We start from the raw sequence: 26,951 nt of genomic DNA on the forward strand, positions 1-26,951 counted from the left end.
TGTCTACGGCACCGGAAGCTCGAACCAGACGACCTTGCCGGTGGACAGGCGCGTCGCACCCCAGCGCCGGGCGAGCCGGTTCACCAGGTAGAGGCCACGACCGCCCTCGTCCGTCGCCCGCGCCTGCCGAAGCCGGGGCAACTGCGGTACGTCGTCGCCCACTTCGCAGCGCAGCACGTCGGTCCGCAGCAGGCGCAGGGTCACCGGACGCGTGGCGTAGCGCACCGCGTTCGTCACGACCTCGCTCACCAGGAGCTCCACCGAGTCCGTGAGCTCCTCCAGGCCCCAGCGGTCCAGGGCGCTGCGGGCCAGGCGGCGGGCCCGGCCCGGCGCCGCGTCCTCCGGTTCCAGGGTCCAGTACGCGACGTCGCTCGGTGCGATCCCGTCGAAGCGGGCGGCGAGCAGCGCGATGTCGTCGTCCCGGTCGCCCGGGCCGAGCATGTCGAGCACCTCGTCGCACAGCGCCTCGAGGGGCGGCGGATGGTCAGGGCCCGTCAACTGCGCGGTCGCGGCGAGCCGTTCGCGCAGCTGCTCTATCCCGGTCCACACGTCCCGCAGCCGCGACTCGACGAGCCCGTCCGTGTAGAGGAGCAGCGTCGCGCCCGCTGGGGCGTCCAGCTCGACCGCCTCGAAGTCGACGCCGCCGACGCCGATCGGGGCGCCCGGCGGCACCCGCAGCACCTCGGAACGGCCGCCCAGGTGCAGCAGGACGGGCGGCGGATGCCCGGCGTTGGCGATGGTGATGCGGTGCGCGACCGGGTCGTACACGGCGTACATGCAGGTCGCCATGCGGTCCGTGCCGAGCCGCTGGGCCTGCTCGTCGAGGTGGTGCAGGACCTCCTGCGGGGGCAGGTCGAGCCCGGCGAGGGTCTGCGCGGTGGTCCGCAACTGGCCCATGATGGCCGCCGACGTCATCGAGTGCCCCATGACGTCGCCCACGACCAGCGCGACGCGGCTGCCCGGCAGCGGGATCGCGTCGTACCAGTCGCCGCCGACCCGCGCCGTCTCCGCCGCCGGCAGATAGCGGGAGGCGAGCCGCACTCCGGTCGGGCGCGGCAGCGTCTCCGGAAGCATCGTGCGCTGCAGTTCGTCCGCGATGTACGCCTCGCGGCCGTAGAGGACCGCCTTGTCGATGCCGAGCGCGCTGTGCGTCGCCAACTGCCCGGCCACCAGCAGGTCGTCGGCGTCGAACGCGAGCCGGTCGGGGCGGCGCAGGAACACCGCGGCCCCGATCACCCGGCGCCGGCCGCGCAGCGGGGCCAGGATCGCGCGCTGGCCGCCCGGCAGCGCCCGCTCGGCGCCCAGGAGTTCGGGCAGCGCGGCGAGCGCCGCGGGCGAGTCGCCGAACACCGGGCGCACCCCGCGCAGCACCTCGGCGAGCGCGCCACCGGAGCGCACCTCGCACAAGTCGGCGCAGCCCGCGGTCAGTTCGAGCTGCGGGGTGAGCGGGACCGTGAGTCCCGCGCCGTCCGTGTCCGTGTCGCCCGCGGTGTCGGTGGAGTCGGGGATCCGGTCGGTGCGGCGCAGGCGCAGCACCATCTGCCCGGTCGGCCGCTCGTCGCCCACCGGCAGCGGCTCGCGCAGATACACGAGGATCGCGTCGGAGAACGTGGGCACCGTCGCCCGGCACAGGCCCATCACGATCTCGTCGAGGTCCAGGCCGCGGGCGATCCGCCGGGTCGCGGCGCCGACGAAGCGCAGCCTGTCCCCGTCCCGCCGCATCGCCGTCGGCTGCCCGGCGGGGCGCGGCTGGCCCGTGCGGCGGTCGGCCCCGTCCGGCGGCCCCGGGCGCACCGGCTCGGGGGACGGCGCCGCGGGCTGCGCGTGCTCGGCATCGGCCGCGGAACCGGCAGGACCGGCGGAGCGCCGTGGCTGTTCCGGTAAGCCGCCGGAGTTCTCGCCCGAGGGCGTGGAGGTCTCCGGGGTGTGCCGAACCGCCCCGCGGGCATCGGCGGGGCGGGCCGCCGTGCCGTGGTGGCGGCCTTCGTGGGAGGTGGGATACTCCGTCACGCGTGTCGATTCCGTCCGTCCGGGGCTGCGCGCCGCGTCACTGGCCAGTGCGCCGGCAGTTGGGGATCAGCTGGGGCCAGGGCCTGTCGGGGGTGGCGCCGCTGCCGGTGACCTGCGGCGTGTCCCGTAGGGGAGCGAATACCCGGAACCCGTGCTCCGGGAACGGAATCCGTACGGGCGTCCGTGCCGGGGACCTGCGGACAGCCGTGCTCGCGGTCCCGGCGACCGGATCCTCCCGGCCCGCCCACTGCGTCGTCTCACCCACGTTCACGGTCCAGCCGCCCCTCGATGACCTCGTTGACATCGTGTCAGACCAGTTGTGCGTGCCAAGAGTTGTCCGTAGAACCCGCACATTCGGACCGGTGCTCTCTTGCGGAGGACGATCCTACGGTTCCCCCAGGGGGGCGCATCAAGGGTCTCATGAGGACACGTGCGCGGGCGTACGGTCCCAGTCGGCCGGCAGGGCGGGAACCGGCCACGCCGGGTCCGGGCGCCAGTGCTGCCAGCCGTCCGAGAACGGCCGCCGCCAGTTCTCGATCGCCTCGATGGCCCGGTGCCCCGCGGAGCGCACCTCGGCCGCCTGACCAGGGCTCATCAGGCCGACGGCCTGCGCCTGCGCGAACTCGTCCTCGTCGTGCCAGCGCCAGCTGCCGTCCGGGTACACCGACAGGTCGAGGAAGTGGTCCTCGGAGTCGATGCCCGCGGCCCAACGGGCGCGCGGCGCCTCCAGGTTCACGTACCAGTTGCGGAAGTTCCAGCCCGGCTCCCAGAACAGCCAGACCGACCAGGGGTCGCCGGGGCGCGCGAGCTTCAGCACGCCCGTGCCGAACCAGCGGTCGCGCTGCAGGGTGCGGGGCTTGGTGTAGCGGGTGGCGAGCGGCTCGCGGTGCACGGGGGTGCCGTCGGCGAGCACGGGCTTCACGCACTCGGTGCCCGGCGCCATCCACACGGCGAGCAGCTCGTCGGTGTCCTGGACGACGGTGACCGGACGGCAGATGTGGAAGCCGTCGCCCCCGTTGGCGCGGTAGCGCCACAGGATCGGCTCACCGGGCGCCCAGCGCCCTCCACTCTCGGTCATCCGGTACTCGTCTGTCATGCACAGATATTAGGTGCCAACGGCATACGACGCTGCGGTGCGTGTCACGAATACGCCAACTGGCCACGCGCGGTCACGGCCGCGTCATCCGAAGGACATCGAGCGCCTCGTCGAGCTGTTCCACGGTGAGGTCGCCGCGCTCCACATAGCCGCCGTCGAGCACGACCTCCCGGATGGTGCGCCGCTCGGCGAGGGACTTCTTGGCGACCTTGGCGGCCTCCTCGTAGCCGATGTACTTGTTGAGCGGCGTGACGACGGAGGGCGAGGACTCGGCGTACTCGCGGGCGCGTTCGCGGTTGGCGGTGATGCCGTCGACGGTGCGGTCGGCGAGCAGCCGGGAGACGTTGGCGAGCAGCCGGATGGACTCCAGGACGTTCTTGGCGATCACCGGGAGCATCACGTTCAGCTCGAAGTTGCCCGCGGCGCCGGCCGCGGCGACCGTCGCGTCATTGCCCGTGACCTGGGCCGCGACCATCAGCGTCGCCTCGGGGATGACCGGATTCACCTTGCCGGGCATGATCGACGAACCGGGCTGCAGATCGGGGAGGTTGATCTCCGCGAGGCCCGTACGGGGGCCGGAGGCGGCCCACCGCAGATCGTTGGCGATCTTCGTGAGGCCGACGGCGATCGTGCGCAGCTGCCCGCTCGTCTCCACGATCCCGTCGCGCGCGCCCTGCGCCTCGAAGTGGTCGCGGGCCTCGGTCAGCGGCAGCCCCGTCGTGCGCGCGACCTCGGCGATGACGGCGGCAGAGAAGCCGGGCGGGGTGTTGATGCCCGTGCCGACCGCGGTGCCGCCCAGGGGGAGTTCGGCGAGGCGGGGGAGCGAGGCGGTGAGCCGCTCCACTCCGTAGCGGACCTGCGCCGCGTAGCCGCCGAACTCCTGACCGAGCGTCACCGGCGTCGCGTCCATCAGGTGCGTACGCCCCGACTTCACGACGTCGGAGAACTCGGCCGCCTTGCGCTCCAGGGACGCGGCCAGGTGGTCGAGGGCCGGGATCAGGTCGTGGGTGACGGCGGCGGTGGCGGCGATGTGGATGGAGGAGGGGAACACGTCATTGGACGACTGCGAGGCGTTCACGTGGTCGTTCGGGTGCACGTCGCGGCCGAGGCGCTCGGTGGCGAGCGTGGCCAGCACCTCGTTGGTGTTCATGTTCGACGACGTACCGGAGCCGGTCTGGAACACGTCGACCGGGAACTCGTCGTCCCAGCGGCCCGCGGCGACCTCCTCCGCCGCCGCGGCGATGGCTTCGGCGATGTCCTTGTCGACCACCCCCAACTCCGCGTTCACCGTCGCCGCCGCGCCCTTGATGCGGGCCAGCGCCTCGATGTGGGAGCGCTCGATGCGCTGCCCGGAGATCGGGAAGTTCTCCACGGCGCGCTGCGTCTGGGCCCGCCACTTCGCGGCGGCGGGGACGCGGACCTCGCCCATGGAGTCGTGCTCGATGCGGTATTCGCCGGCGTTGTCGCTCATACCCCGTACAGCGCATACGAAGGTGGGGTTGTTCCGGACCGCCGGAACAACCCCACCATCGTGTGATGCCGTGGCTACTGCCTGCCGGTTACGAGAGGCCGGGGCCGCGCACCGGGATGTGCGTGAAGGTCGGCTCGGGCGCAGGGGCCTGGAAGAAGTCGTTGCCCTTGTCGTCGACGACGATGAACGCCGGGAAGTCCTCGACCTCGATCTTCCAGACGGCCTCCATGCCGAGCTCCTCGTACTCGACGACCTCGACCTTCTTGATGCAGTCCTGCGCGAGGCGCGCGGCCGGGCCGCCGATGGAGCCGAGGTAGAAGCCGCCGTGCGCGTCGCACGCGTCGGTGACCTGCTTGGAGCGGTTGCCCTTGGCGAGCATGACCTTGGAGCCGCCCGCGGCCTGGAACTGCTCGACGTAGGAGTCCATGCGGCCGGCCGTCGTCGGGCCGAACGAACCGGACGCGTAGCCCTCGGGGGTCTTCGCCGGGCCCGCGTAGTACACCGGGTGGTCCTTCAGGTACTGCGGCATCTCCTCGCCGGCGTCCAGGCGCTCCTTGATCTTGGCGTGCGCGATGTCGCGCGCCACGACCAGCGGTCCCGTCAGGGAGAGGCGGGTCTTCACCGGGTGCTTGGCGAGCTCGGCGAGGATCGCGTCCATCGGCTGGTTGAGGTCGATCTTCACGACGTCGCCCGACTCGTCCTCGGAGAGGTGCTCGTCGGTCGTCTCCGGCAGGAAGCGCGCCGGGTCCGTCTCCAGCTGCTCCAGGAAGACGCCCTCGGCGGTCACCTTCGCGACGGCCTGGCGGTCCGCGGAGCAGGACACGGCGATGGCGACCGGGCAGGAGGCGCCGTGCCGCGGCAGGCGCACCACGCGCACGTCGTGGCAGAAGTACTTGCCGCCGAACTGCGCGCCGATGCCGATCTTCTGCGTCAGCTCGAAGACCTTCTGCTCCAGCTCCTCGTCCCGGAAGCCGTGACCGAGCTCGGAGCCCTCGGAGGGCACGTTGTCCAGGTAGTGCGCGGAGGCGTACTTGGCGGTCTTCAGGGCGTACTCGGCGGAGGTGCCGCCCACCACGATGGCGAGGTGGTACGGCGGGCACGCGGCGGTGCCCAGCGAGCGGATCTTCTCCTCCAGGAACTTCATCATGGAGCCCTCGTTGAGGACCGCCTTCGTCTCCTGGTAGAGGAACGACTTGTTGGCGGAGCCGCCGCCCTTGGCCATGAAGAGGAACTTGTAGGCGTCGCCGTCCGTCGCGTACAGCTCGATCTGCGCCGGGAGGTTGGAGCCGGTGTTCTTCTCCTCCCACATGTTCAGCGGGGCCATCTGCGAGTAGCGCAGGTTCAGGTTCTGGTACGCGTCGTAGATGCCCTTGGAGAGCGCCTTCTCGTCCTCACCTTCGGTGAGGACGTTCTGCCCGCGCTTGCCCATGACGATGGCGGTGCCGGTGTCCTGGCACATCGGGAGGACGCCCGCCGCCGCGATGTTGGCGTTCTTCAGCAGGTCGAGCGCGACGAACTTGTCGTTGCCCGAGGCCTCGGGGTCGTCGACGATGCGGCGCAGCTGCGCGAGGTGCGTCGGGCGCAGGTAGTGCTGGATGTCGTGGATGGCCTCCTCGGCGAGCTTGCGCAGCGCCTCCGGCTCGACCTTCAGGAACGTACGGCCGTCCGGCCCCTCGGCGGTGGAGACGCCCTCGGAGGTCACCAACCGGTAGTTGGTGGTGTCCTCACCCTGGGGAAGCAGATCGGTGTACGCGAACTCAGGCATCTCGCCCATTCCTCACTCGACAGACAGCAGCTGGCATCCGTTGGCAGCGCCAACCAGCGTAGAACCTGGTCGGGCGGCCGGTCCTGTGAGGTAAGGCTCAGTTGGCCCGGGTGCCCCGCGGCAGGGGTTCACGGCAGGGGTCCGCGACAAGGGGTGTCGCGATCTATCGCGTTTCGGTACTCTGCTGTCGTGGACCTTCAAAAGCGCCCTTCGCAGCCCGCGCCCAGCGCTCCCGAGGCGGAGCCGACCGACCTGCGCGCGTCCGACGCCGACCGCGACCGGATCGCGGACGTCCTGCGCGAGGCACTCGCGGAGGGCCGGCTCGACGCGGAGGAGCACGCGGAGCGGATCGACGGGGTCTACCGCGCCAAGACCGTCGGTGAGCTGGAACCGCTGGTGCGCGACCTGCCGGGCGCCCACTCCGCGCCCCGCCCCGCGCCCGCGCCGGGCCCCGTTCCGAACCAGCCGGCGCCCGGCACGGTCCCGCCGGTGGCCGACGAGAATCTGGTGGCGGTCCTCAGCTCCACGACGCGCAAGGGCCGTTGGCGGATCGGCCGCCGCACGCACGCGTACGCGATCTTCGGCAACGTGGAGATCGATCTCAGCGAGGCGATCTTCGAGTACCCGCAGATCTACATCAAGGCGGTGTCCGTGTTCGGGAACGTCGAGGTCCGCGTCCCCGAGAACATCTCGCTGCGCGGCAGCGGCGCGGGCGTCCTCGGCAACTTCGAGGTGGACACGCTGGACGCGCACGAGGCCGGGGCACCCGTCGTGTACGTCGACGGCTATGCGGTCCTCGGGAACATCGAGGCGAAGCCGAAGCGCGGCAAGCTCATCCAGAACCTGGAGAAGCACCTGCGCAAGCACCTCGGCTGACGGCCGCGGGACGACCGCGCCCCGGTGGCTGCCGGGCGGTGAACTCCCCTGTGCGCTCGGGAACTTCCGTGCTTCGGAACTCAGTGCATAGGAGCCGACACAGCGGGTAGAGCTTGCTGCATCGTCGCCCGCTCGCGAAAGCCGTCGTCAGCCGTCGTCAGGAGTAGACCGTGCTGCACCCGCCGCATCAGTCCCTGCAGGTCACCGCCGTCCCGCAGCAGCGCGAGCCAGTCAGGGGCAGGGACCAGGACGCTCCATGGCACACGGAGGCGGTGTGCAGGCGCGACGAGGCGGGACTCTTCTTCGCCCCTTCCAAGGAACCGACCGCCGCGCGCCTCGCGCGTGAAGAGGCGGCCAAGCGGGTCTGCGCCCGCTGCCCCGTCATGGTCGAGTGCCGCGAGCACGCCCTGCTCCAGCCGGAGCCGTACGGCGTCTGGGGCGGCCTCACAGCGGCGGAACGCCGGGTGGTCCTGGCGAGGCGCCGCCGCCGCGAGGTGGAACTGAAGAAGGCGCCGCGAACGGCTCTGGCCGGGTAAGCCTGGTTCTCTCAAGCCCCTGCGGCGATTGAGCAGCGGGGTCCGGGGCAAGCGCCCCGAGGCGTCAACCCCGGACCCCCGCAAACTACTTGGCCCGGTCGAAGTCGATCGCGCTGTAGGCCCGCAGCTTGCTCAGCCGGTGCGTCGAGTCGATCTGCCGAATCGTCCCGGACTTCGACCGCATCACGAGCGACGACGTGTGCGCCCGCTCGGAGTCGTACCGCACACCCCGCAGCAGCTCGCCGTCGGTGATCCCGGTGGCGACGAAGAAGATGTTCTCGCCGGAGACCAGGTCGTCCGTGGACAGCACGCGGTCCAGGTCGTGCCCCGCGTCGATGGCCCGCTGCCGCTCCGCGTCGTCCTTCGGCCACAGCTTGCCCTGGATCACACCGCCCAGGCACTTGATCGCGCAGGCCGAGATGATGCCCTCGGGCGTACCGCCGATGCCGAGCAGCAGGTCGACGCCGGAGCCCTCGCGTACGGCGAGGATCGAACCGGCGACGTCGCCGTCCGAGATCAGCTTGATGCGGGCGCCGGTCTCCCGGACCTCCTTGATGATCCCCTCGTGCCGCGGCCGGTCGAGGAGGACCACCGTGATGTCCTCGGGCGCGCGCTTCTTCGCCTTGGCGACGCGGCGGATGTTCACCGACACCGGGGCGTTGATGTCCACGTAGTCGGCGGCCTCGGGGCCCGTGACCAGCTTGTCCATGTAGAACACGGCGGACGGGTCGAACATCGTGCCGCGGTCGGCGGCGGCGAGCACGGCGATCGCGTTCGGCATGCCCTTCGCGCAGAGCGAGGTGCCGTCGATCGGGTCGACGGCGATGTCGACCTCGGCGCCCGTTCCGTCACCGATGTGCTCCCCGTTGAAGAGCATCGGGGCCTCGTCCTTCTCGCCCTCGCCGATGACGACCACGCCGTTCATCGAGACGGTGGAGACGAGTGTGCGCATGGCGCGCACGGCCGCGCCGTCCGCGCCGTTCTTGTCGCCGCGGCCGACCCAGCGGCCGGCGGCCATGGCGGCGGCTTCGGTGACCCGGACGAGTTCCAGGGCGAGGTTGCGGTCGGGGGCCTCGGAAGGGACCTCGAGTTCGGACGGAAGCTGGTGATGCTCGGTCATCGAGACGCACCTTTCTGTTCCGGGATTCACCGGATTGTTCGGCTTCACCGGGATACGACGACGGCCGGACGAGGGGTTGGTATGGGAGGACTCTATCGTCAGTCCGACAATCTGAGCAGACCGCCCCACGGATGAGCGGGCCGGTCGATGTCGGACCGCGTGAATCCGGACCTCCCGGCAGAGATCATCCGGCGACCTGCGACGATGGGGCGCGTGGCAGCAAGAAACGGTAAGAAAACGGTCGGCAGCCTGGTCCTCTCGCTCGGCGTCTGCGTCGTCGCGGCCGGCGTGATCTACCTCTTCGTCCCGCACGACGACTCCGGGCAACCGCAGGTCAAGCGCGTCGACTACAAGGTCGAGCTGTCGACGGCCCGCCGTGCGGCGCCGTACCCGGTGGCCGCGCCCACGGGCCTTTCGCGCGACTGGAAGCCGACCTCCGTGCGCTACCAGGGCACCGCGAACGACGCGTGGCACCTCGGGTACCTCGACCCGGAGGGGCAGTACGTCGCCGTCGAGCAGGGGACCGGGCGGTCGAAGAAGTTCATCAACGAGGTGAGTCACGGCGCTTCGGCGACCGGCCGCACGCAGCGGATCGGCGACGAGACCTGGGAGCGCTACAAGGGCGAGAAGTACGACGCCCTGGTGCTGAAGCAGGAGGGCTCCACCACGCTCGTGACCGGCACGGCCGACTTCGGCCAGCTGACGAAGATGGCCGAGGCGCTGGAGATGAAGCGCGAGAAGGCGTAAGCGCTCCACTCGCCGCAGACATGAGGAAGGGCCCCGGCCGAAGCCGGGGCCCTTCCTCATTGCGGTGTCGCTCAGACGGTCGTGATGACCTGCTCCTGCTCGAGGCGCGGGGAGCGCGGGAACCAGGCGTCCTCGCCCGGCTTGCCGATGTTGACGACCATCAGCGGGGTGTGGTCGTCGTCCAGGAACTCCTTCTGGACACCGGCGAAGTCGAGGCCGGTCATCGGGCCGGCGGACAGGCCCGCGGCGCGGACGCCGATGATGAAGTAGGCGGCCTGCAGCGTCGCGTTCAGCGTGCCGGCCTGCTCGCGGACCGGGCGCTCCGAGAAGAACATGTCGGCGATGCCCGGGGCGTGCGGGAAGAGCTGCGGGAGCTCCTCGTGGAACTCGTGGTCCGCGGAGAGGATCGCGACCAGCGGGGCGGCGGCGGTCTTCGGCTGGTTGCCCTCGGCCATGTGCTTGACGAGGCGCTCGCGGGCCTCGGGGGAGCGGACCAGGGTGATGCGCAGCGGCGACTGGTTGAAGGCGGTCGGGCCGTACTTGACCAGGTCGTAGATCGCCGCGACCTGCTCGTCGGTCACGGGCTCCGAGGAGAACGTGTTCGCGGTGCGGGCCTCGCGGAACAGCAGGTCCTGCGCGGCGGGGTCAAGAACGAGAGACATGGATCAACCTTCTCGGTGCGACGGTCACGGCTGCGGCGATCCGTTCTGCCCGGATCGGCCCACACGAAGACCGTACGCCGATGAGGTTCAACCTTCAACCAAACGCTTCGTGATGCTGTTCACAAGGGGACGCCCCCGCTCACTCCTCCTCGTCCGCCTCCGCCGCCTCCTCGTCGTCCCCGGCCTCCTCCGCGAGCGCCGCGTCCAGGCGGGCGCGCGCGCCGTCCAGCCAGCGGCGGCACACCTTCGCCAGCTCCTCGCCGCGCTCCCACAGCGCGAGGGACTCCTCCAGGGACGTGCCGCCGGCCTCCAGGCGCCGTACGACATCGATCAGTTCGTCCCGCGCCTGCTCGTAGCCGAGCGCCTCGTCGGCCGCCTTGGTCGTCATGTCGTGGTCCGTCCTCATGCTTCGGTTGCTCGTACTTCGGTTGCCCGTACGGTGAATTCGCCCTCGGCGACGCGGGCCCGCAGCTCCTCGTCCGCAGCCACCTCGTCCGGCGCGCGCACCACGTGCCCGTCCGGCTTCTGCAGCACCGCGTACCCCCGCTTCAGGGTGGCCGCGGGGGAGAGCGCGACCACGCGCGCGTGCGTGTGCGTCAGCTCCGACTCGGCGCGGTCCAGGAGGTGGCCGAGGGTGCGGCGGGAGCGCTCGGTCAGCGCGGCGATCTGCTCCTCCCGCTCGTCGATCATGCGGTGCGGGTCCTCTATCGAGGGCCGGGCGAGCGCCGCCGCGAGCCCCCGCTCCTCCCGCTCCAGGAGCGACTCGACGCTGCGCCTGGCCCGGTCCCGCAGCCAGCGCACCCGCTCGTACTCCTCGCCGACGTCCGGCACGACCTTCTTCGCCGCGTCCGTCGGCGTCGAGGCCCGCAGGTCGGCCACGTAGTCGAGCAGCGGGTTGTCCGGTTCGTGGCCGATCGCGGAGACGACGGGCGTACGGCAGGAGGACACCGTCCGCACCAGCTGTTCGTCGGAGAACGGGAGCAGGTCCTCCACGCTGCCGCCGCCGCGCGCCACGATGATCACGTCTACGTCGTCGATCGCGTCCAGTTCCTTGACGGCCTGGACGACCTGGGAGACCGCGTGCACGCCCTGCACCGGTACGTTGCGCACCTCGAAGCGGACCGCGGGCCAGCGGTGCCGCGCGTTCTCCAGGACGTCCCGCTCGGCCGCGGAGGCCCGGCCGCAGACCAGGCCGATGAGCTGCGGCAGGAACGGCAGCGGCTTCTTGCGGTCGTCCGCGAACAGGCCCTCCGCGCCCAGGGCCTTCTTCAGCTGCTCCAGGCGCGCGAGCAGCTCACCTACGCCGACCGGCCGGATCTCGGCGGCCCGCAGCGAGAGCTGACCGCGCGGCGCGTACCACTCCGGCTTCGCGTGCACGACGACGCGGGAGCCCTCGCGCACCACGTCCGCCACCGCGTCGAACACCTGCCGGTAGCAGGTCACCGACACCGAGATCTCGTGCGAGGGGTCGCGCAGCGTCAGGAACACGACGCCGGCGCCCGGTCTGCGGGACAGCTGCGTGATCTGCCCCTCGACCCACACGGCGCCGAGCCGGTCGATCCATCCCCCGATGAGCCGCGACACCTGGCCGACGGGCAGCGGGGCGTCCGCGGACGTGTTGACAGCCATGCCGTGAGCGTAGTCGCAGGCACCGACAACGCAGGTGGTCCCGGGTGCGGGTGCCCCGGAACGGATTCAGTCGGCCGTGCCGCCGTCCCGCGCGGGCAGCGACGGCTCCCGGCCCCGCTGCGCCGCCAACACCACGAGCCCCACAGCCAGCCAGATCGCGCCGACCACCTGAGCCGTTGGGGACGCCTCCACGATCACCGCGATCGTGATCGCCGCACCGATCACCGGAATCACGAGGTGCCGCCACCAGCTCACCTCGCCGCCCCGGCGCCGCACCGCGAAATACCCCACCACGCTCGCGTGCAGCAGCGTGAAGGCCGTCAGGGCGCCGATGTCGACGACCGAGACGAGGTGGTCCATGCCGTCGTCCCGGCTGGCCGCCCACACCGCCGCGACGAGCGTGATCACCGCGGCGAGCAGCAGCGCCACCCGCGGCACCCCGGAGTACGTCCGCGCCAGGGCCTTCGGCAGCCGCCGGTCGCGGGCCATCGCGAACAGCAGCCGCCCGGCCGCCGCCTGCCCGGCCAGCGCCGCGAACGCCGCGCCGATCGCCTTGCTCACCGCCACCAGGTCGTGCAGCCACCCGCCCACCGACGCGTCCACGGCGTCGTAGAAGGCGCTGCCCTGCTTGCCCGGTTCGGCGGCGAGCTCCGCCGACGAGGTGGGTTCGAGCAGCGCCACCAAGTAGGTCTGCGCGACGAACAGCACACCGGTGAGGACGAGGCAGAACAGCACCGCCCGCGCGACCTTCGCCGAACCCCCGGTGACCTCCTCCGCGAACGAGGCGATGGCGTCGAAGCCCAGGTAGGAGAGGACCGCCACGGACACCGCGCCGAGCACCGCCGACAGCGCGAACGCGCCCTGCGTGCCGTCGCCGGTCAGCGGCGACAGCCAGTCGCGCCGCGGCCCGTCCGTGGCGAGGACCACGACCGCCGCGACCACGAAGACCAGCAGGACCACGATCTCGAGCGCCAGGACCGCGAACCCGACCCGCGCCGCGGCCCGCACGCCCCACAGGTTGAGCAGCGTCGTGACGACCACCGCGATCGCCGTCCACACCCACTGGGAGACCGACGGCACCAGGGAGTTCATCGCGATGCCGGCGAAGAGATACGCGACCGCGGGGATCAGCACGTAGTCGAGCATCGCCATCCAGCCCGCGATGAACCCGGGGCCCTTCCCGAGACCCGCGCGCGCGTAGGCGAACACCGAGCCCGCCTGGGGGGCCACCTGGACCATCTGCGCGTAGCTGAACGCGGTGAACGCCATCGCGATCGTCGCGACGATGTAGACGAGCGCCACAGCGCCGTGCGATTTCGCGTCCAGGGTGCCGAAGACGCCGACGGGCGCCATGGGGGCGATGAAGAGGAGCCCGTAGACGACGAGGTCCCGGAAGCCGAGACTGCGCCGCAGCCCCGCCTCTTCCGGCGTGTGGGGGGTGAGGTCGGTGGACATCGTGCCTCCGTGTGTCGCGCAGACCCCCAGTCTCCCCACCGGGACGATCTTTAGCCCCCTGGGCTCGCCCTTACGATGGGGAGCATGACTGCAACTCCCGGCCCGCCGCCCGCCACCACCCCAAGCGGAGACGCTCCGCGTCGCAGTGACAACCGCCGCGTCCTGCTCGCCGCCCCCCGGGGTTACTGCGCCGGTGTGGACCGTGCCGTGATCGCCGTCGAGAAGGCCCTCGAGCAGTACGGGGCCCCCATCTACGTCCGCCACGAGATCGTGCACAACAAGTACGTCGTGGAGACCCTGGAGCGGAAGGGCGCCATCTTCGTCGAGCAGACGGAGGAGGTCCCCGAGGGCTCCATCGTGATGTTCTCGGCGCACGGTGTCGCACCGACCGTCCACGAGGAGGCCGAGCGCGGCAAGCTCGCCACCATCGACGCCACCTGCCCCCTGGTGACCAAGGTCCACAAGGAGGCGATCCGCTACGCCCAGGACGACTTCGACATCCTCCTGATCGGGCACGAGGGCCACGAGGAGGTCATCGGCACGTCCGGCGAGGCCCCCGAGCACATCACGCTCGTCGACGGCCCCGAGGACGTCGCCAAGGTCGAGGTCCGCGACCCCGAGAAGGTCGTCTGGCTCTCCCAGACCACGCTGTCCGTCGACGAGACGATGGAGACCGTCGGCGCCCTGAAGACCAAGTTCCCCGGCCTCGTCTCGCCGCCCAGCGACGACATCTGCTACGCGACCCAGAACCGCCAGCTCGCCGTGAAGCAGATGGGCGCCGAGTCCGACCTCGTCATCGTCGTCGGCTCGCGCAACTCCTCGAACTCCGTGCGGCTCGTCGAGGTCGCGAAGCTCGCCGGCGCGCGCGAGGCCTACCTGGTGGACTACGCGTCGGAGATCGACGAGTCCTGGCTGGAGGGTGTCGGCACCGTCGGCGTCACCTCCGGTGCCTCCGTCCCGGACGTCCTCGTCGAGGAGGTCCTGGAGTATCTGAAGCAGCGCGACTACGCCGACGTGGAGATCGTGAAGGCGGCCGAGGAGTCGATCACGTTCTCGCTGCCCAAGGAGCTCCGCCGCGACCTGCGCGCGGAGGCCGCCTCCCTGGTCGGCGAAGGCGGGGAGTCCGCTTCCAAGGAGTGACTGTCGGTCTCCCGTCGTAACGTGGAGTCATGCAGATCTTCGGTGTGGACATCGGCGGATCCGGGATCAAGGGCGCCCCGGTCGACCTGGAGCGCGGCGATCTCGCCCAGGAGCGGCACAAGGTGCTGACCCCGCACCCGGCCACGCCCGAGGGCGTGGCCGACGGGGTCAGGCAGGTCGTCGAGCACTTCGCCGACGTCCGGCCCGACCGGGTGGGCATCACGTTCCCCGGCGTCGTCACGGGCGGCTCGACGGTCCGTACGGCGGCCAATGTCGACAAGAGCTGGATCGACGTGGACGCGCGGGCCCTGCTGAGCGAGAAGCTCGGCGGGCTCCCGGTCACGGTGCTCAACGACGCGGACGCGGCGGGCGTCGCCGAGATGCACTTCGGCGCGGGCCGCGGCCGCAAGGGCACCGTGCTCCTGCTCACCTTCGGTACGGGCATCGGCAGCGCCCTGTTCTCCGAAGGCGTCCTGGTGCCGAACACGGAACTGGGCCACCTGGAGCTGGACGGGCACGACGCGGAGAAGCACGCCTCCACGAAGGCCCGCGAGGACCACGACCTGAGCTGGGAGAAGTGGGCGCACCGCGTCCAGAAGTATTTGGCGCACGTGGAGATGCTCTGCTCGCCCGAGCTGTTCATCATCGGCGGCGGCATCAGCCGCAAGGCGCACAAGTTCCTGCCGCTGATCGAGGGCATCAAGGCCGAGATCGTCCCGGCGGAGCTGCAGAACAACGCGGGGATCGTGGGGGCGGCGATGGCGGCATCGCGCGCGTAGTGCCTCGCGGGGTGTCCCGGTGCGGGCGGTCTACGCGGTGCGTCGGCGCGGGCCCGGCGCCTGGGACGAGGACTTGCCGCCGGACGCCTGCTGCCGCCCGCCGGCCCGGCGCACCGCGGCCCGCCGGGCCATGAGCCGCAGCTTGCGCACGGTCACGATCGCACCGGTGACGAGCGTCCCGGCGTACAGCCAGATCGCGTTCATGGCGAGCGTCGTCGCGAGTCCCATGAACTGCTGGCCGAAGCCGCCCGTGCCCTCGGAGATCGGCACGATGCCGACGGCGAACGCGATCGGCACCACGACCGGCGCCGTCACCAGGTCCGCATTGCGCACCCACACCGCCGTAAGCCCGCCGACCAGCAGGAACAGCAGGCCGAAGAGCACGCCGGAGCTCCCGAACAGCAGCCGGTCGAGGAAGCCGACCACCAGCATCGCGACGAGGCAGAACAGCCCGCTGCCCCGCCCGGTGAGCCGTGGGTTCGGGAAGCGGAAGGACCGGCGCGGGCCACCGGTGGGCGGCCGGACCGAGCGGGCGGCCCGGTACACGGTGGCGGACTCGGCGGACGGCACGGCGCCGTCCTGATCGCCCTGCGCCTGCGGCGGAAGCGGTGCTGTGCGGCGGGGCCTGGCCTGCGGGGTACGCGTCCTGGGTTGCTCCACAAGGCCAAGATAGATGCGCTTATGTGCCCAATGGCCCAAGAGACACGCCCTTTGGCAGAGCTTGACCGCACTTGGCGCAAGTCTGTCGGGTCGGGCGAGGCCGTAGACTGGTGGACTGCCCAGCCCCACACCCACCCACACCACGTACGGGAAGTCGCAACGTGTCGCTCACGATCGGAATCGTCGGTCTGCCGAATGTCGGCAAGTCGACCCTGTTCAACGCCCTGACCAAGAACGACGTGCTCGCGGCCAACTACCCGTTCGCCACGATCGAGCCGAACGTGGGTGTGGTCGGCGTCCCCGACACCCGCCTCACCAAACTGGCCGAGATCTTCTCCTCCCAGAAGGTCCTCCCGGCCACGGTCGACTTCGTCGACATCGCGGGCATCGTGCGCGGCGCCTCCGAGGGCGAGGGCCTGGGCAACAAGTTCCTGGCGAACATCCGCGAGTCCGACGCGATCTGCCAGGTCATCCGCGCCTTCCAGGACGAGAACGTCGTGCACGTCGACGGCAAGGTCGCGCCCAAGAACGACATCGAGACGATCAACACCGAGCTGATCCTCGCCGACCTCCAGACCATCGAGAAGGTCCTCCCGCGCCTCCAGAAGGAGTCGCGCATCAAGAAGGACATCGCCCCGAAGGTCAAGGCGGTCGAGGCGGCCAAGGAGATCCTGGAGCGGGGCGACACGCTCTCCTCCCAGGGCATCGTCCAGGGCTCGGGCAACGAGGAGCTCCTCCACGACCTGCACCTCCTCACCACCAAGCCCTTCCTCTACGTCTTCAACGTCGACGAGGACGAGCTGACGGACGACGCCTTCAAGGCCGAGCAGAGCGCCCTCGTCGCCCCCGCCGAGGCGATCTTCCTGAACGCCAAGCTGGAGGCGGACCTCGCCGAGCTCGACGAGGAGGAGGCCCTCGAACTCCTCCAGTCCGTCGGCCAGGAGGAGCCGGGCCTCGCCACGCTGGCCCGCGTCGGCTTCGACACCCTGGGCCTCCAGACCTACCTGACGGCAGGCCCCAAGGAGTCCCGCGCCTGGACGATCAAGAAGGGCGCCACGGCCCCCGAGGCGGCCGGTGTCATCCACACCGACTTCCAGAAGGGCTTCATCAAGGCCGAGGTCATCTCCTTCGCCGACCTGGTCGAGACGGGCTCGGTCGCCGAGGCCCGCGCGGCCGGCAAGGCGCGCATGGAGGGCAAGGACTATGTGATGCAGGACGGGGATGTGGTGGAGTTCAGGTTCAACGTGTAGCGGTTGACGTCAGAGAGGGCCCGGCTCTTCGGAGTCGGGCCCTTGGCGTTTCTTAAGCGGCACGAAACGTGGCAGGTTTCCTACTCGTTTGACACAATCGGGCTATGGGTGAGCCGACGTACAGCATCGGGGAGGGGCCGGCGACGCGGGTGAGTCTGTCGCTGCCCGAAGGGACCGCGGAGGCGATCCGGGCGCGGGTGGGCAAGCGGGAGTTCTCGGCGTTCATCGCGGATGCGGTGGAGCGGGAGCTGCGCGGACAGCTCCTCGACGAGTATCTGGCCGACTACGAGAGCCGCAAGGGGCCGGTCTCCGAGCAGGCTCGCCAGCGGGCGCGGCAGGTCTTCGACGAGGTGTTCGCCGAGGAGGGCGAGTGGCCCGCCGCAGGCTGACTCACGAAGGGACCCTGGTCCTCGACAGTGAGGGGTTTTCGAAGCTGCTGACCGACGACGAGCAGGTGGTGGCCCTGGTTGCGGAGGCGCGCTCGCGTGGCATGGAGGTCGTGATCAGCGCGCTCGCCATCATCGAAGCCGTCCACGCCCGAACGAACAAGTCCCGCCTGAATTGGGTGCTTTCGGGGCTGCGGGTCGTCCCGGTCGGTGACGAGGAGGCGAGGGCTGCCTCGAAGCTGCTGATGGATGCCGGGTTGCACGGGCACAAGTACGCGATCGACGCGGCGGTCGCGGAGGCCGCGCTGCGCCAGCACCGCCCTGTAGTCATGTTGACCTCCGATACCGACGACCTGACCAAGCTCTGCGGCGGCCGAGTTCGCATCGTAGAGGTTTGACGCCGTACACCGCTCACTGTCTGATGTGAAAAGAAAACGCCAACCCTGCTCGCAGTTGTCACTCAATCGCTAGCAAGGGGAGGAAATTAGCAATCATCCCGGTCCTCGGCTGGACGTCGGCTGCGTGAGGCGGCATATCCTCCTCACCCTCGGAAAGACGGTCCCGGAGGAATAGATGGTGCCTGACGTTTTTGATTTGGTGGCAGCGTACGTTCGTGACGCTTGTGGTGATGACCCTCTCTGTGTCCACGTGGATGACGTGGCAGGGTGTCAGATCGAACGGCATCCGAAGTATGAGAAATTCCGCTCACAGGCCGTAACGGCCCGTATGGCAAGAAAAGGAGTTCGCCTTTGGGAGTCAATGGTTTCCATGGGGCGGATGTCCGACCTGCGTGGCGAAAGCAAGTGGCGCATGATTGTGGTGGACTGCTTGACTCCATTCCTTCGTGCGCATTCGCGGTTGATCTCTCGTGAGTTTTATCGTGACCCGGAAGATGTTCGATCGGACATGCTTGAAGCTGCGCTCACCACCTGGAAGGAGACGGCCAAGGGTGTTCCTCCCAGGGACGTTCCGGAGTTGATGGTTAAGTCGGCCATACGGGTCGCCTATCAGCGCGCAGGCGGGCGAAGTGCTGAACGGTTGACCAGTGATGTGGAGGAGCTTTTGGCCTTGGAGGAGTCATTTTTGGATTCCTCGATTGCTGCATCATCGATCATCTGCGACGCCAATCCGCGTGACCCTGCTGTTGCGGAGCAAATTCGAGGCGAGCGTACCGGTGCGCTGTGGCAGAGGTACGGGCTTTCCGACAGGTTCAATCACCATCACAAAGATCTGCGTGAGGGGCGTAGGGTGGGCGTGAGGAGCGCTCTTGCATCGGAAACTATGTTGGCTCGCACGTTTGTGACCGGTTGCAACTCCTACTACTACACCTCTGACATCTATCCTAAATTTGTTGATCTTCCGGCTGCTGCGGAAGCGATGGGAATCGCGAAAACCACTGCTTACACAATGGTGAGGGCCGGCTCGTTCCCCTGCCCTCCTATACGTATGGCGGGTAGGTATCAGGTGATCACTCAGGCGCTGATGCAATCTCTCCGCGTGCCGGACGTCATTGTTCACGCGGACGATGTGGAAAATGGGGCGGATCATGCCAGCCGGGGGCATCTGATCGCATAGTTTGTTTCTGGGGGAACGTTCTCGTCGTGGCTCAGCCGCGCAAGGCCAGGTGGTACGCCGAGGCCCACAGGGTTGCCGCGGAGGCGAGGCCCACCGTGGCGCGGACCGCTTCGTCCGGGGTGCCGGTCGCGTAGAGCGCCAGGCCCGTGAGGGCGATTGCTGTGAGGAGGGCGGCGGTCCAGCGGTACTGGTGCTGGTCGTACAGGCGGGACAGCGGGAAGAAGTGCAGGCCCTCGACGAGGGCGATGGCGGCGGGGATCAGTCCCGGGTGGTCGGAGGCGTTGGCCGCGGCGATCACCGCGAAGATGGCCACGAGTTCGGCGACGTTGACGATGCCGACGGCGCGGGCCCAGTTCTGCGGCAGGTCGACCGTGCGCGGTGAAGGCGCCGCGTTCTTCCGGTAGCCGAGGTAGACGGCCGCCGCCTCGAGGGCCAGTGCGGCCGAGCCCGTTCCGGAGGATCCGGCAGGCCAACGGTGTCAGGCGGGTTCGCGGATCTCCGGTGACGGGCGTCCGGAGCGCTTCGCCGCCACCAGTCCCGCCACCCCCACAAGGAGTAGCACCACGATCGTCCCCAGCGTGAACGTCTCGAACGTGGTGCGGGAGACGCCCCAGACGTCCGTGAAGTCGTAGTCGATGCCGAAGGCGGACTCCAGGACGCCGGGGAAGAGGGCCGACCAGGAGCCGACCAGGATCCAGGCGTAGACGAGGGTCGCGCAGGCCATGAAGCCCTTGTTGCCGAAGGGGACCCGGTAGGGGCGGGGGACCTCGGGGCGGCGCAGGCGCAGGACCACCAGGGCCGGGACGACCAAGAGGTAGGAGAGCAGGAGCGTCGTCACCGCCACCGTCAGGACCACGCTGAAGATCGCGCCCGTGTCGCCGCGAACCAGTTGCATCGCCGCCAGCATGAACACCGTGGCCACCGCGCCGGACAGCAGGTTCGTGCGGACTGGGGTGCCGAGCTTCGGGTGGAAGGCGCCCAGCGCGCGGCTGAAGAAGCCGCCGTCCGCCGCCGCCATCGCCTGCATGCGGTCGCTGACGATCATCCACGCGCTGCCCTGGGTGAGGAGCGCGAAGACGAACATCACCGCGGTGCAGGTCAGGAGCGGGCCCGCCGCCGGGCCGTAGACGCCGAAGACCAGGCGGACGCCTTCCATGAAGCCGCCGATGCCGGTGACCTTCGAGGCCGGGACGACCGCCAACAGGGCCAGGATCGGGAGGAGGTAGCAGGCCGCCGCGATCGTCGCCGAGCGGCCCAGCGCCGCCGGGACGTCGCGCTGCGGGTCGTGCATCTCCTCGCCCGCCGCGTTCGGCGCCTCGAACCCGACGTAGGCGAACAGGAGGATGGGGACGAGGGCGAGGAAGCCAGCCGTCGACGGGGCGAAGTTGGCGGTCGCCAGGCCCTGGAAGCCGTGTTCGGCGCCGTACAGGACCGCGGTGACCGTGAAGAGGGCCAGCGAGAGGACCTTCACCGCCGCGCCCGCCGTCGTGATCCACTTGCCGCGGCTGAGCGAGACGATCGCCGTGAGGATCGCGATCCACACGAAGAGCAGCTTGAACGTGTAGTCCGCGAACGTGCCCGACCCCAGGTGGAAGACGAAACCGTCCCACGTCTCGGCGGCCAGGAAGACCAGCGAACCGCCCAGCCAGATGGGGTTCGTGACCCAGTAGAAGAGGGTTGTCAGCGCCGCCGCCGAGCGGCCCAGGGCCAGTTTCACCCAGACGTACGGGCCGCCCTCCTGCGGGAACGCGGCGCCGGTCTCGGCGAACAGCAGGGCGTAGGGGAGCAGGAAGAACAGGGCGATGGCGGCGGTCCAGGTGGCCGCCTCGCCGCCGCCCGTCGCGATCTGGCCGATGGTGTCGAAGGAGATCACCGCGGCGACGGCCATCGCCGTGATGTCGAAGCGTTTCAGGCTGCGCTTCAGGTTCGAGTCCGAGGCGGCGGCGCCGGGCGGTGTCTGTGGTGTCTGTGGCTCTGCGGAGGGGAGGTTCGTCGACACGGGCAGTTCCTAGGGAGGGAGTCGGGGACTGCGAGCGGTGTACGGGCTGACTGTGTGCGGGCCGGCCATGTGGGCCGGGGCCCGGCGGCGTACCGCCGGGCCCCGTTCTGTCACGCCTCCCGGATCTCGCCGGAGGCGTCCGTGCGCTCCAGGACGCCGCGCAGCGCCGACGCGACCTCCTTGGTCTCGGCCTCCGCCATGATCAGCGGCGGGGACAGGACCAGGCTGTGCGCGGAGTCGCGGACGATGACGCCGGTCTCGCGGCGGATCACGTCGTGCGGCATCCGGTCCGGGTGCAGGGGGAGTGGGGCGCGCGTCGTGCGGTCCGCCACCAGTTCGACCGCGAGCATCATGCCGACGGAGCGGATCTCGCCGACGATGGGCAGGTCGCCCAACTGGGCTTCCAGCTCGGCGTGCAGCGTCGCGCCGATCGTCTTCGCCCGGCCCAGCAGGCCCTCCTTCTCGATGACGTCGAGGTTGGCGAGGGCGACGGCGGTGGCGACCGGGTGGCCGTTGTACGTGTAGCCCATCGGGAAGCCGTGGTCGCGCAGCAGCACCTCGGCGACGTTGTCCGCGACCATCAGCGCGCCCAGCGGAACGTACCCGGACGTGATGCCCTTGGCGGTGACGATGATGTCCGGCGTCACGCCGAAGTACTGGGCCGCGAACCACTCGCCGACGCGCCCGTACGCCGTGACGACCTCGTCGAAGATCAGCAGGATGCCGTGCCGGTCCAGGACCTCGCGCACCCGCGGCCAGTAGTCGGCCGGCGGGACGAGCATGCCGCCGACGCCCATGATGGGTTCGCCGATCATCGCCGCGATGTTCTTCGCGCCGATCTCCGCGATGCGCTCCTCCAGTTCGCGGATGAGGAAGTCCGTGGGATCCTCGCCGTTGTACAGGTCCGTGCGGTACGGCCACGGCGGCGTGAGGTGCGAGACGTGCGGCATCATCGGGGCGAAGCCCTCGTGGTACAGCGGGAATCCGGTGGCCGAGCCGCCGCCGTAGCCGATGCCGTGGTACGCCTTGTCGCGCGCCAGGATCCACGTGCGGTCGGTGTCGCCGCGGCGGTGGTGGTAGTAGCGGGCCATCTTGATGGCGGCCTCGTTGCCCTCCGAGCCGCCGGATGTGAAGTAGACGTGGTTCAGCGGGTCCGGCGCCAACTCGGCGAGCCGGGCGGCCAGTTCGATGGCGCGGTCGTTGGAGAACTCCCAGAAGCTGGTGAAGTACTCCAGCTTCTTCATCTGCTCGTGGGCGACGTCCGCCAGGTCCTCGCGCCCGTGACCGACCTGGGCCAGCCACAGGCCGCCGGTGGCGTCGAGGTAGCCGCGGCCCTCGGAGTCGGTCAGACGGCAGCCGGAGCCGGCCGTCATGATCACCCGTTCCTCGGCGGCGCCGGGGAGGTAGGGGTGGATGAGGTGGGCGCGGTCGGCGGACAGCAGAGCCTGGTGGCTCTGGAGGTTCTGGTGGCTCATGGGGGAGTCGTCCTTCCGTACGGGAGTCAGGCTGCGGGCGCCGTGAGGTCGAGGGCGGCGAGGGCCAGGGCCTTCGCCGTGGCGAGCAGATCGTCGATCTCGATGTACTCGTCGATGGTGTGGAGGGTCGGGGAGCCGTCGGGCCGGGTCGCGGTCGGGCCGAGGCAGACGGCGGGGGTGTCGGCGAGGCGGGTCAGGGTGGCGGCGTCGGTCCAGGACGGTTCGCCGAGGATGCGGGGCGCCCGGCCGAGGGCTCCGGCCGCGCCCTCAAGTGCCTTGACCACACGCTGGGTTCGGCCCACCTCGGCGGGCGGCAGTTCGGTTTCCCAGGTCAGGCGAGGTGGGTGCGCGGTGAGCCAGCCGTCGGCGGCGCACGCGTCCCGTACGACCGCCTCGATCTCGGCCCGCACCTTGCTCGCCCAGCCGTCGGCGTCGGCCTGTACCGGGAGGTATGTGACGTCCAGGCTCACCTCGCACGACGCGGGGTAGGTCACCCACCACTCGCCGCCCTTGATGGTGGTCGGCACGATCGAGGGCGGGGGCAGCAGCGGGTGGGTGTGGGCCGGGTCGCCGGCCCAGCGTTCGCGCAGGGCCTGGAGCGCGGTGAGCGCCGGGAGGGTCTTCTCGATGGCGTTGACGGCGCCGCCGGTGCGCCAGTCGCCGGGCGGGTACTCGGCGTGCCCGGGGCGGCCGTCGACCGTCAATGTGCCGCCCAGGATGCCGCGTTGGGCCGTGACGACGTCCAGGTCCGTGGGCTCGGGGACGATCGCCGCGTCCGCCTTCACCCCGTACGCGAGGGAGGCGAGGGTGCCCGCGCCGTTCCACTCCTCGTCGGTGGCGGTGTTGAGCAGCAGGTCGCCGGGGAGGCGGATGCCGAGGGCGGCGAGGGTCTCGGCCGCGATCACCATCGCGGCGATGCCGCCCTTCATGTCGCAGGTGCCCCGGCCGTAGAGACGGCCGTCGCGGACCTCGGCACGGAACGGGTCGCTCGACCACGCTCGACGAGGCTCCGCCGACACGACGTCGATGTGGCCGTTGAAGAGCAGGGATCGGCCGCCGCCGGTGCCGGGGAACCGGGCGATCAGCTGCGGCCGTCCGTCGAAGCCGAGGCCCTCCGGCGTCTGCGGGGAGCGCGGCAGGTCGGACGGCTTCGGCGTGAAGACGTCGACCGTGGCGCCCGCCGCGCGCAGTCGGCCGGCGAGGTGGTCCTGGAGGTCGTGCTCGGCCCTGTGCCGCTCGTCGGCGGAGCCGCGGACAGTGGTGTCGAAGGCGACGAGCTCCGACGTGAGAGCCACCAACTCGTCGCGCTTGCCGTCGAGTTCGGCCAGTACGCGTGTAGCAACGGCCTCGCTCATCCGTACGTCACCCACGTCGTCTTAAGCCCCGTGTACTTGTCGAAGGCGTGCAGCGAGAGGTCGCGGCCGTAGCCGGACTGCTTGAAGCCGCCGAACGGGGTGGCGGGCGAGAGCGCGTCGACCGTGTTGACCGAGACCGTGCCCGCCTGGAGGGCCTCCGCGGTGCGGTGGGCGCGGGACAGATCCCTGGTCCACACCGAGGCCGCGAGCCCGTACGGGGAGTCGTTGGCGAGGCGGACCGCCTCCGCCTCGGAGTCGAAGGCGTGCACGGTGAGGGCCGGGCCGAAGAGTTCCTCGCGGGCCAGTGGGGCGTCCGGGGCGAGACCCGTGACGACCGTCGGGTGGACGTAGGCGCCGGTCAGGTCGGGGCGGGTGCCGCCGCACACCACGGTGCCGCCGGACTCGGCGACCGCCTTGGTCACGCGGACGGCCTGCGCCTCGTCGACGAGGGGGCCGAACGTGGTGGCGGGGTCGAGCGGGTCGCCGGGGGCGAACGCGGCGGCGTGCTCGGCGACGCGCGCCGTGAATTCCTCGGCCACCGAACTCTCCACCAGCAGGCGGGTGTTGGCGGAGCAGACCTGGCCGGAGTTGTAGGCGAAGCCCGCGGCGGCGGCCTCGGCGGCCGCGTCCAGGTCGGCGTCGGCGAACACGAGGTTCGGGCTCTTGCCGCCCGCCTCCGGCCACACCTGCTTGAGGTTGGACTCGGCGGCGTAGCTCAGGAAGCGGCGGGCGGTCGCCGTGGAGCCGGTGAAGGCGATGGTGTCCACGTCCTCGTGCCGTCCGAGGGCCTGACCCGCCTGCTCCCCGAGGCCCGGGACGACGTTGAGGACGCCCGCGGGGAGCCCGGCCTCCACGGCCAGCTCCGCCAGGCGCAGGGCGGACAGCGGGGACTGCTCGGCGGGTTTGAGGACGACGCTGTTGCCCGCCGCGAGGGCGGGCGCCAGCTTCCAGCTCGCCATGTCCAGCGGGAAGTTCCACGGCACGACCGCGCCGACGACACCGAGCGGTACGCGCCGCACGAGCGCCAGGTTGCCGGGCGGCGCGGGGGCCACCTCGTCGTACAGCTTGTCGGCGGCCTCGGCGTACCAGGCGAAGACCCCGGCCGCGCCGGGCACATCGGTGCCGTACGTCTCGGCGATCGGCTTGCCCATGTCGAGGGTGTCGAGGAGGGCCAGCTCGCGCCCGTGTTCCTCGATGAGGGCGGCGAGCCGCAGCAGTACGCGCTTGCGGGTCGCGGCGTCCGCGCGGGACCAGTCACCGGCCTCGAAGCTGCGGCGCGCGGCCCGTACGGCGGCGTCGACGTCCGGGGTGTCGCAGGAGGCGACCTCGGCGACGGTGCGTCCTGTGGCGGGGTCGACGGTGGCGAAGGTGGCGCCGGAGGCCGCGTCGCGCCACTCGCCGCCGATGAACGCACGGGTGCGGAAGTCGAGTTGACCGGCGAGGGTCGCCCAGTCCTGGTGCGTGTACGTCATGCTGCGGGCACTCCTGTGGTCGGTGCGGGGGCGGGTGTGCGGCGGCTCGTGCCACGGGCCGCGAGCAGCCAGTAGAGGGGGACGGTGACGACAAGGCCCGCGATCCAGCCGAGGTCGGTGTCCCCGAGGGCGTGGGCCAGGGGCCCGGCGTAGAGGGACTGCGCCATGAACGGGATCTCGGCGAGGATGCCGATCGCGTAGACGGTGAGCGCCGTGCCGTTCCAGCGGCCGTAGATCCCACCGTCACGGGCGAAGAAGGACGCCACGTCGTACGAGCCGTGGCGGATCAGATAGAAGTCGACGAGGTTGATCGCCGTCCAGGGGATCAGGACGTACTGAAGTACGTAGATCAGGTTCAGGTAGTTCGTCATGAAGCTGTCGGCGAGCGCCAGGGCGAGGGCGACCGAGAGGGCCGTCAGGGCCAGGCCGAGCACCGCCCGCCCCGTGGCGCGGGGCAGCCAGCGGTGGGCGAAGGTCTGCACCGCGGTGACGGCGCACAGCACCGCCCCGTACAGGTTCATGGAGTTGGTCAGCATCGTGACCAGCGCGAAGCTCCAGAGCGTCAGTTGGCCGAGCGTCGAACCCAACAGGTGGTTCAGCGCCGCGATCGGGTCGCCGTCGCCCGCGATGCCGATCGCCGCGCCGACGACCATCGGGATGACGCTGCCGAGGACGCACCCCGCGTAGGTGCACCAGAGGGTGGAGCGGATGCCGGCCCGGTGGGCGGGCATGTAGCGGGAGTAGTCCGAGACGTACGGCGCGTACGCGATCTGCCAGAGCGCGCCGACGGACACCATTCCGAGGAACCCCGCGAGGCTGAACCCGCCCGTGGTCAGGAAGTCCGAGGGGAGTCCGCCCGTGAACAGGTAGGCGGCGCCGATGATCTGGATCGCACCGAACGCCCACGTCGTCCACGCGCCGATGCGGTGCATCAGGCGGTAGCCGACGACCGCGACCACGAGGCTGACCGCCGCGCACAGCAGCACGCCCGTGCTCTCGCCGACAGAGGTCACCTGGCCGAGCGACTGCGCGCCCACGACCAGGTTCGAGGCGAAGAAGCCCTGGTACATGACGATCACCACGAGCACCACGGCGAGGGCGCCGACGCTGCCGAACTGGCCGCGGCTCTGGATCATCTGCGGGACGCCGAGCTGGGGCCCCTGCGCCGAGTGCAGCGCCATCAGGAAGCCGCCGCCGAGGTGCCCCACGAGCAGCGCGGCCAGGCTCCAGAAGAAGGAGAGCCCGAACGCGGTCGGCGCCAGGGCGCCGGTGACGACGGTGAGCGGGCCGAGGTTGGCGCTGAACCAGATGGTGAACAGGTCCCGGGTGCGGCCGTGACGCTCGTCCGCGGGGACCACGTCGATGGTGCGGTGTTCGATGCGCTCGGGCGCCGGGGCGGTGTCGCCGCCGGGCGTACGCGCTGGCTGACCGTCCATGCCGCCTCCACGAGTTCTTTGAGCTGAGATTCAAACAATGGGCCGGGAAGTCGTCAA

Annotated in this window: 25 protein-coding genes; 9 read left to right on the forward strand and 16 right to left on the reverse strand. The window is 70.4% G+C overall.

The features are described from left to right. Positions 1-3 precede the first annotated feature (3 nt). The 4 genes from ACFV9W_RS22390 to ACFV9W_RS22405 all read right to left on the reverse strand — a co-directional run bounded on the left by ACFV9W_RS22390 (position 4) and on the right by ACFV9W_RS22405 (position 6,342). Positions 4-2,010, reverse strand: a complete 2,007-nt coding sequence (locus ACFV9W_RS22390) for a SpoIIE family protein phosphatase (RefSeq protein ID WP_385763538.1) — start codon at positions 2,008-2,010, stop codon at positions 4-6. A gap of 418 nt (positions 2,011-2,428) precedes the next feature. Beyond that, positions 2,429-3,106, reverse strand: a complete 678-nt coding sequence (locus tag ACFV9W_RS22395) for a DUF402 domain-containing protein (protein ID WP_385763540.1) — start codon at positions 3,104-3,106, stop codon at positions 2,429-2,431. A 73-nt stretch (positions 3,107-3,179) separates the two neighbouring features. Beyond that, positions 3,180-4,577 (reverse strand): class II fumarate hydratase, encoded by a 1,398-nt coding sequence (locus ACFV9W_RS22400; RefSeq protein WP_385763542.1) that lies wholly within the window; start codon positions 4,575-4,577, stop codon positions 3,180-3,182. Positions 4,578-4,665: 88 nt separating this feature from the next. Then, complete coding sequence (locus ACFV9W_RS22405) at positions 4,666-6,342, reverse strand: fumarate hydratase (protein ID WP_385763544.1); 1,677 nt, start codon at positions 6,340-6,342, stop codon at positions 4,666-4,668. A gap of 189 nt (positions 6,343-6,531) precedes the next feature. Here ACFV9W_RS22405 and ACFV9W_RS22410 point away from each other — a divergent pair, with 189 nt between their 5' ends. After that, positions 6,532-7,218 (forward strand): DUF1707 domain-containing protein, encoded by a 687-nt coding sequence (locus tag ACFV9W_RS22410; protein WP_385763546.1) that lies wholly within the window; start codon positions 6,532-6,534, stop codon positions 7,216-7,218. 170 nt (positions 7,219-7,388) lie between these two features. Beyond that, positions 7,389-7,754 carry a WhiB family transcriptional regulator gene (locus ACFV9W_RS22415; protein ID WP_385763548.1) on the forward strand — a complete coding sequence of 122 codons (366 nt, stop codon included), beginning with the start codon at positions 7,389-7,391 and terminating at the stop codon, positions 7,752-7,754. Positions 7,755-7,839: 85 nt separating this feature from the next. Here the strand turns inward: ACFV9W_RS22415 and glpX are convergent, their stop codons facing one another. After that, complete coding sequence (gene glpX / locus ACFV9W_RS22420; protein ID WP_385763550.1) at positions 7,840-8,874, reverse strand: class II fructose-bisphosphatase; 1,035 nt, start codon at positions 8,872-8,874, stop codon at positions 7,840-7,842. Positions 8,875-9,087: 213 nt separating this feature from the next. On the opposite strand from glpX, the gene ACFV9W_RS22425 reads away from it, so the two are divergent. After that, positions 9,088-9,621: a DUF4245 domain-containing protein gene (locus ACFV9W_RS22425; RefSeq protein ID WP_385763552.1), complete on the forward strand. Its 534-nt coding sequence runs from the start codon at positions 9,088-9,090 to the stop codon at positions 9,619-9,621. Between the two features lie 71 nt (positions 9,622-9,692). Here ACFV9W_RS22425 and ACFV9W_RS22430 read toward each other — a convergent pair whose 3' ends face one another. The 4 genes from ACFV9W_RS22430 to ACFV9W_RS22445 all read right to left on the reverse strand — a co-directional run bounded on the left by ACFV9W_RS22430 (position 9,693) and on the right by ACFV9W_RS22445 (position 13,367). Beyond that, entirely contained in the window at positions 9,693-10,283 is a 591-nt protein-coding gene (locus tag ACFV9W_RS22430) for a malonic semialdehyde reductase (protein ID WP_385763554.1), read from the reverse strand. Positions 10,284-10,422: 139 nt separating this feature from the next. After that, complete coding sequence (locus tag ACFV9W_RS22435) at positions 10,423-10,671, reverse strand: exodeoxyribonuclease VII small subunit (RefSeq protein WP_385763709.1); 249 nt, start codon at positions 10,669-10,671, stop codon at positions 10,423-10,425. Between the two features lie 14 nt (positions 10,672-10,685). Beyond that, positions 10,686-11,912 (reverse strand): exodeoxyribonuclease VII large subunit, encoded by a 1,227-nt coding sequence (gene xseA / locus ACFV9W_RS22440; RefSeq protein ID WP_385763556.1) that lies wholly within the window; start codon positions 11,910-11,912, stop codon positions 10,686-10,688. Between the two features lie 66 nt (positions 11,913-11,978). After that, the gene (locus ACFV9W_RS22445; protein WP_385763558.1) at positions 11,979-13,367 is read right to left on the reverse strand and encodes an APC family permease; all 1,389 of its coding nucleotides are present in this window, start codon (positions 13,365-13,367) and stop codon (positions 11,979-11,981) included. Between the two features lie 75 nt (positions 13,368-13,442). Here ACFV9W_RS22445 and ACFV9W_RS22450 point away from each other — a divergent pair, with 75 nt between their 5' ends. Next, a complete protein-coding gene (locus tag ACFV9W_RS22450) occupies positions 13,443-14,507 on the forward strand; it encodes a 4-hydroxy-3-methylbut-2-enyl diphosphate reductase (RefSeq protein ID WP_385763560.1) in 1,065 nt (354 codons plus the stop codon). A gap of 29 nt (positions 14,508-14,536) precedes the next feature. Continuing rightward, the gene (gene ppgK, locus ACFV9W_RS22455; protein WP_385763562.1) at positions 14,537-15,286 is read left to right on the forward strand and encodes a polyphosphate--glucose phosphotransferase; all 750 of its coding nucleotides are present in this window, start codon (positions 14,537-14,539) and stop codon (positions 15,284-15,286) included. A 30-nt stretch (positions 15,287-15,316) separates the two neighbouring features. Here the strand turns inward: ppgK and ACFV9W_RS22460 are convergent, their stop codons facing one another. Next, positions 15,317-15,946, reverse strand: coding sequence for a DUF6542 domain-containing protein (locus ACFV9W_RS22460; RefSeq protein ID WP_385763564.1), 630 nt, complete (start codon positions 15,944-15,946; stop codon positions 15,317-15,319). 161 nt (positions 15,947-16,107) lie between these two features. Here ACFV9W_RS22460 and ychF point away from each other — a divergent pair, with 161 nt between their 5' ends. The 4 genes from ychF to ACFV9W_RS22480 all read left to right on the forward strand — a co-directional run bounded on the left by ychF (position 16,108) and on the right by ACFV9W_RS22480 (position 19,157). Beyond that, positions 16,108-17,196: a redox-regulated ATPase YchF gene (ychF, locus tag ACFV9W_RS22465; RefSeq protein ID WP_385763567.1), complete on the forward strand. Its 1,089-nt coding sequence runs from the start codon at positions 16,108-16,110 to the stop codon at positions 17,194-17,196. A 104-nt stretch (positions 17,197-17,300) separates the two neighbouring features. Continuing rightward, a complete protein-coding gene (locus ACFV9W_RS22470; protein ID WP_385763569.1) occupies positions 17,301-17,585 on the forward strand; it encodes a hypothetical protein in 285 nt (94 codons plus the stop codon). After that, a complete protein-coding gene (locus ACFV9W_RS22475) occupies positions 17,567-17,980 on the forward strand; it encodes a DNA-binding protein (protein WP_385763571.1) in 414 nt (137 codons plus the stop codon). Before ACFV9W_RS22470 ends, ACFV9W_RS22475 begins: the two co-directional genes overlap by 19 nt. A gap of 175 nt (positions 17,981-18,155) precedes the next feature. Then, positions 18,156-19,157, forward strand: a complete 1,002-nt coding sequence (locus tag ACFV9W_RS22480; RefSeq protein WP_385763573.1) for a helix-turn-helix transcriptional regulator — start codon at positions 18,156-18,158, stop codon at positions 19,155-19,157. Between the two features lie 31 nt (positions 19,158-19,188). On the opposite strand, the gene ACFV9W_RS22485 is transcribed toward ACFV9W_RS22480, so the two are convergent. The 6 genes from ACFV9W_RS22485 to ACFV9W_RS22510 form a co-directional block, all read right to left on the reverse strand. Continuing rightward, positions 19,189-19,470: a DUF7010 family protein gene (locus ACFV9W_RS22485; protein ID WP_385763575.1), complete on the reverse strand. Its 282-nt coding sequence runs from the start codon at positions 19,468-19,470 to the stop codon at positions 19,189-19,191. Between the two features lie 165 nt (positions 19,471-19,635). Beyond that, positions 19,636-21,156 carry an APC family permease gene (locus ACFV9W_RS22490; protein WP_385763577.1) on the reverse strand — a complete coding sequence of 507 codons (1,521 nt, stop codon included), beginning with the start codon at positions 21,154-21,156 and terminating at the stop codon, positions 19,636-19,638. Between the two features lie 110 nt (positions 21,157-21,266). Continuing rightward, positions 21,267-22,631, reverse strand: a complete 1,365-nt coding sequence (locus ACFV9W_RS22495; RefSeq protein ID WP_385763579.1) for an aspartate aminotransferase family protein — start codon at positions 22,629-22,631, stop codon at positions 21,267-21,269. Between the two features lie 26 nt (positions 22,632-22,657). After that, positions 22,658-23,986 (reverse strand): ArgE/DapE family deacylase, encoded by a 1,329-nt coding sequence (locus ACFV9W_RS22500; RefSeq protein ID WP_385763581.1) that lies wholly within the window; start codon positions 23,984-23,986, stop codon positions 22,658-22,660. After that, complete coding sequence (locus ACFV9W_RS22505; protein ID WP_385763583.1) at positions 23,983-25,458, reverse strand: aldehyde dehydrogenase; 1,476 nt, start codon at positions 25,456-25,458, stop codon at positions 23,983-23,985. The genes ACFV9W_RS22500 and ACFV9W_RS22505 overlap by 4 nt, the downstream gene beginning before the upstream one ends. After that, entirely contained in the window at positions 25,455-26,894 is a 1,440-nt protein-coding gene (locus ACFV9W_RS22510; protein ID WP_385763585.1) for a purine-cytosine permease family protein, read from the reverse strand. Before ACFV9W_RS22510 ends, ACFV9W_RS22505 begins: the two co-directional genes overlap by 4 nt. Positions 26,895-26,951 lie beyond the last annotated feature (57 nt).

It is taken from the genome of Streptomyces sp. NPDC059897, from assembly GCF_042730865.1.
GTDB lineage: Bacteria > Actinomycetota > Actinomycetes > Streptomycetales > Streptomycetaceae > Streptomyces.

Bases quoted from the DNA above. Each gene is read 5' to 3' on its own strand.
- ACFV9W_RS22505 (WP_385763583.1), bottom strand. From the start codon at position 25,458: ATGACGTACACGCACCAGGACTGGGCGACCCTCGCCGGTCAACTCGAC.
- ACFV9W_RS22430 (WP_385763554.1), bottom strand. From the start codon at position 10,283: ATGTCTCTCGTTCTTGACCCCGCCGCGCAGGACCTGCTGTTCCGCGAG.
- ACFV9W_RS22445 (WP_385763558.1), bottom strand. From the start codon at position 13,367: ATGTCCACCGACCTCACCCCCCACACGCCGGAAGAGGCGGGGCTGCGG.
- ACFV9W_RS22480 (WP_385763573.1), top strand. From the start codon at position 18,156: ATGGTGCCTGACGTTTTTGATTTGGTGGCAGCGTACGTTCGTGACGCT.
- ACFV9W_RS22405 (WP_385763544.1), bottom strand. From the start codon at position 6,342: ATGCCTGAGTTCGCGTACACCGATCTGCTTCCCCAGGGTGAGGACACC.
- ACFV9W_RS22435 (WP_385763709.1), bottom strand. From the start codon at position 10,671: ATGACGACCAAGGCGGCCGACGAGGCGCTCGGCTACGAGCAGGCGCGG.
- ACFV9W_RS22500 (WP_385763581.1), bottom strand. From the start codon at position 23,986: ATGAGCGAGGCCGTTGCTACACGCGTACTGGCCGAACTCGACGGCAAG.
- ACFV9W_RS22450 (WP_385763560.1), top strand. From the start codon at position 13,443: ATGGGGAGCATGACTGCAACTCCCGGCCCGCCGCCCGCCACCACCCCA.
- ACFV9W_RS22395 (WP_385763540.1), bottom strand. From the start codon at position 3,106: ATGACAGACGAGTACCGGATGACCGAGAGTGGAGGGCGCTGGGCGCCC.
- glpX (WP_385763550.1), bottom strand. From the start codon at position 8,874: ATGACCGAGCATCACCAGCTTCCGTCCGAACTCGAGGTCCCTTCCGAG.
- ACFV9W_RS22400 (WP_385763542.1), bottom strand. From the start codon at position 4,577: ATGAGCGACAACGCCGGCGAATACCGCATCGAGCACGACTCCATGGGC.
- ACFV9W_RS22470 (WP_385763569.1), top strand. From the start codon at position 17,301: ATGGGTGAGCCGACGTACAGCATCGGGGAGGGGCCGGCGACGCGGGTG.
- ACFV9W_RS22495 (WP_385763579.1), bottom strand. From the start codon at position 22,631: ATGAGCCACCAGAACCTCCAGAGCCACCAGGCTCTGCTGTCCGCCGAC.
- ppgK (WP_385763562.1), top strand. From the start codon at position 14,537: ATGCAGATCTTCGGTGTGGACATCGGCGGATCCGGGATCAAGGGCGCC.
- xseA (WP_385763556.1), bottom strand. From the start codon at position 11,912: ATGGCTGTCAACACGTCCGCGGACGCCCCGCTGCCCGTCGGCCAGGTG.
- ACFV9W_RS22510 (WP_385763585.1), bottom strand. From the start codon at position 26,894: ATGGACGGTCAGCCAGCGCGTACGCCCGGCGGCGACACCGCCCCGGCG.